General features: G+C 59.3%; 4 protein-coding genes and 2 pseudogenes. 2 read left to right on the top strand and 4 right to left on the bottom strand.

The window, feature by feature from the left end; translation table 11 throughout:
- Positions 1-90 precede the first annotated feature (90 nt).
- The 3 genes and pseudogenes from KIP88_RS45375 to KIP88_RS48940 all read right to left on the bottom strand — a co-directional run.
- Positions 91-306, bottom strand: coding sequence for a response regulator transcription factor (locus KIP88_RS45375; RefSeq protein WP_249791556.1), 216 nt, complete (start codon positions 304-306; stop codon positions 91-93).
- Positions 296-652 carry a DUF3363 domain-containing protein gene (locus KIP88_RS47700; RefSeq protein WP_374226616.1) on the bottom strand — a complete coding sequence of 119 codons (357 nt, stop codon included), beginning with the start codon at positions 650-652 and terminating at the stop codon, positions 296-298. The genes KIP88_RS45375 and KIP88_RS47700 overlap by 11 nt, the downstream gene beginning before the upstream one ends.
- Before the next feature lie 6 nt (positions 653-658).
- Positions 659-843 (bottom strand): annotated as a pseudogene (locus KIP88_RS48940) (zincin-like metallopeptidase domain-containing protein); the annotation flags it as partial.
- Positions 844-1,194: 351 nt separating this feature from the next.
- Between KIP88_RS48940 and KIP88_RS47690 the strand changes: the two are divergent.
- Together KIP88_RS47690 and KIP88_RS47685 are read left to right on the top strand one after the other, a co-directional pair.
- The gene (locus tag KIP88_RS47690) at positions 1,195-1,611 is read left to right on the top strand and encodes a substrate-binding domain-containing protein (protein ID WP_249791555.1); all 417 of its coding nucleotides are present in this window, start codon (positions 1,195-1,197) and stop codon (positions 1,609-1,611) included.
- Positions 1,612-1,630: 19 nt separating this feature from the next.
- A complete protein-coding gene (locus tag KIP88_RS47685) occupies positions 1,631-1,810 on the top strand; it encodes a hypothetical protein (RefSeq protein ID WP_249791554.1) in 180 nt (59 codons plus the stop codon).
- Positions 1,811-2,740: 930 nt separating this feature from the next.
- Here KIP88_RS47685 and KIP88_RS45360 read toward each other — a convergent pair.
- Positions 2,741-2,912: pseudogene (locus KIP88_RS45360) on the bottom strand (IS3 family transposase); the annotation flags it as partial.
- Positions 2,913-3,624 lie beyond the last annotated feature (712 nt).

Raw genomic sequence — 3,624 nt, 5'->3', positions numbered from 1 at the left:
ACCTTTTTGGACAGAGCACAATACAACATGCCCGGCGCGACGAGCGCCAGGTCTCTTGTGCATCTCGCGAAAATGGGAGGGTGTGGATGATTAGGACAACAAACCGCGCCGCAGCGCCTCGGCGACGCATTGGGCAATAGATGCTGCACCTAGTTTGCGGCGCGCGTTCTCAAGATGAAACAGGACAGTGCGCGGCGCAATCTGGACCAGCACCGCGATATCCGCGACTGTTTTTCCCTGCGCAGTCCATGCAAGGCATTGGCGCTCGCGCTGAGTGAGTTCACTTTCGGAGAGTTTAGACGCCATTGACGTTGTCGCCGACCTTGGCATCGACATGGTCAAGGCCCGTGCGAGCGGATATATTTGCGGCCGTCCGCGCCAGCTCGCGCGCCTCGAGCATGTTCCGCGCGAAACGCACCTGTCCGCCTTCCTCTCGCGCCAGCCCCTGCTCGATCAGCCATTGCCGTCTCGTTCGGAGCGCCGTCTCGACTTCCGCGCCAAAGCCGGTCGACGCGAACTCATCGGGCTCCTTCCCAACGAGCCTGCGATCGAGCCAGATTGCCCCCAACGCCTGCGGCAGATCTTCAAGCCTTTGCCATGACAGCACCGCGAGCCATGAGCAAACGTAATCGGCATGACGCACGGTCGGCACGACGCCGAGCGAGGCACAGCCAAATGCCGAGGCTATCTCGGCGATGATCTCCTCGAAGCGTATTTCTTCGTACCGAAAGCACCTGACAGATCGCGGTTGAGACGGGTAGAATGGCCGCTGGCATGCGCCAATTCGTGAAGCGCTGTCCGATGCCATTTGATCAGTTCGAAATAGGCAGCCGGTTGCGCCACCTGAACGTAGTCCTCGGAAGGACAGTAAAAGGCTTATTACCGCCAATCCGGAAATCGATGCCACTCGCAGCGATCAGCGCTTCGACCTGCGGCTCTATCACGCGGCAAATTGCCGGCACGGAGGCGACCTGAGTCATTTACCTTCTAGGTTGTCGTACCAGTCGTGTCCGGTTGAAGACGTCGATGTGGGAAACCCGATTACAGCAGCTAAGTCATTCCGCGGCTGCTGCGGCAAACACGTGGTTTTTCTCTCTTCAAGCGACGCCCGCAGGCCTTCGCGTGCGGCACGCCGATTGCTGAGATGAAAACCGCCGCACAAAAAACGTGGCGAGCTGGCCCCAGGAGTTCACAATGAGACTTGCTTCATCGACCCTGATCAATGCGGCGTTGAAGCTGGTCGTAACTGCACAACCGGCAGAGATCAATGTGGCAGTCGCCGCCAAATTCACCGAACCGACCAACGAGATAGTCGCGAGCATCAAGCGGACTCCTGGTCATCAAGCGGCGTTAAGCTTCGGCGCGAATGGCCAATGTCATAGCCAAATTATGCAAGGCGCGTCATTCCAGATCTTTCTCTCGGCCGAGGATGCGCGACCAAAGGAGCTGGTCGTGGATGGGATCGCCGTACCGGGAAAGCCGCCTCATCTGCAATACCGGAAAGCTCGTGCTTTGGAAGAAGCCTGCGGTTTTCGTGAATGGCGCGGAGATGTCCAAGTCGGTGGCCTTCGCAGAACTGTCGATCTGCAGTCCCGCCACGACGCTTTATGACGTAGTCGCAGTGGAGGCGGTGAGTTCGCCCGTTTATGAGACCATGCATCCGAAGGGCGTCGAGGGCGCGGATATCACGCGGGCCGATCAATATGAGGCGGGCTATGACGAGCTCGCCTTTGTTGACAATGAGGCCGCCTCGCGCTGGCTGATGCGGCAGGAGCTCGATAGACCATTCGGCGAGGTGCCGCGCCATTGAAGAGCGGCGCCGACAGCAAAGCGGCGCAGGGCTTCATTGACTTTCCGAAAGGGCCGGAGGCTCACGCAATCATCGAGCGCTACGGTTAGATGCCCGAGAACCAGAGTTGGACCCGCATGAACATCGTCTCGGCTGGCATCTGCCCGTCGGCTAGGCTGACGGTCAGGCTCGCCAGCCTCACGACCGTGGTCCTACCGCATTTGCACGCCGTTCTCTTGGCTTGGAGATCTTCGATTTTTCTCTGATCCTAGCCATGGCTCTGATCGATAGCGCAGCGCAGGGATAGGGTACGGATGACCCACTGGAGCAAACCAAAACCACGCGTGATTGAAGGCGGTAAAGCCAATCGCCATTGCGTCCTGATGCTTCGCAGCCGCGGACAGCGTGGAATTTTTGGCCGCTTGCGGCGATCCTCCTCAACGCGCTCCTCTGGGCCGGTATCCGCTGGGTCGTCGGGGCGTTCTTATGAGCGAGATGGCGTGACCGAAGCAGCAAAAGCTAGCGCCACATGGTTGGCGCGTTGGCAAACGCCCTCTGGCCTACACCCCTCTCGTCGACTGACGCTTCTCCGAACGAGGCCCACGATGCAGCGTATGCAAGTTAACGAACGCCACACACGCACGCCCGGAGGTTGTTGACCACGCTGTTCCAGAACCACAAAGAGCGCTTTTGATCTGGACGCGCGGCAGTTCACAGTGTCCCACTTCGCGCACCGCTTTCGCCGGGTCCAACGGTGAAGCTCACGTCCCGCAAAGCCCAAAATTCCCGGTAGTAGCGACGCGGGGTCAAGCTCTTGCCGGTGATGCGGGCGAGCGGAGCGGCTGCCCGCTGCAAGCGGGGCACTATCGATTGCTTAAGGCGATTGGGCGGAGATTCGAAAATATGATAGCATTTGCTCAGCCTTTCGACTGCCACGAGAGCGTCAGAGGACATCGGCGAATCCTTTCCGTGTTTTCTGAAACGATCCGTATTCTCCTCGCCCCGCAGTCTTTCCAGCGCGATGCGGATCTTCTCCTCCGCTGAATACTGTCGGCGTCTGGCGCCGAATGTCCTTTAGCACTCGTTCTGCCGGCGCTTTGCCCGGCCCGGATTTCTGTTTCATCTTCGCTCCTGGTGGCTACGATGAACCAGAATCCTCCCTCCGCAATTGGCGAGAGTCTCCTAGGCTCCGCCTGACGCCTCATCACTGATTTGGCTAAAAAGCAACTCCCATTTCTGGGAGCGCTTCGGCGCGCTTCGCGCCTATTGCTCGGCGGTTGCGGATGATAGGGCCTGTGCCGCTCAGGGTTGATGGGCTGGAAGTCGGAATCGACGGCTGCAGTGAAACTGAAGCGCCTACTTTGGATCGTCAATCCTAAGAGCCTCATGCAGGCCGAGGTACCCATTTTAAGGTCCCTCGGTTGGGGCGTTTTCATTCCGAAGGTTCTGCGGGCCGATAGCGGCTTCCGCAGCGGCCGCGTCAGGCCGAATACGTGCCAGCCTTGGCATCGCCCGGAAGCCGACCTCTCCGTCCTAGAGAGCGTCACCAGTTTTACGGGCGAAACAAATGGTCCGATGATGTTGCCGAGATCATCAACCGGCACTTCGAGGTGGCCATTATCCACTTTTCGGGATTTCCACCGAAACAACCTTGGAGGCCGCCAACAAAGTTTTCGAGGGCGCGTCTTCCGGCGAGGCGTTTGGCCGTGAGGCGCCGCAGTCCTACAGCGGGCGCGCGATCATCATTCCGGCCAGCGCGACCTGATGGAGCGCATCCGTGCTCTCGGCGCTCGTCTGGTGTTCGCCCAATGCTACGACCCGATCGTCAGTGGGTG

It is taken from the genome of Bradyrhizobium sp. SRL28 (assembly GCF_018596315.1).
In the GTDB taxonomy this organism is placed as follows: domain Bacteria; phylum Pseudomonadota; class Alphaproteobacteria; order Rhizobiales; family Xanthobacteraceae; genus Bradyrhizobium.
Note: the sequence above shows the minus strand (reverse complement) of the source record. Positions and strands in the feature narration are given on the sequence as shown.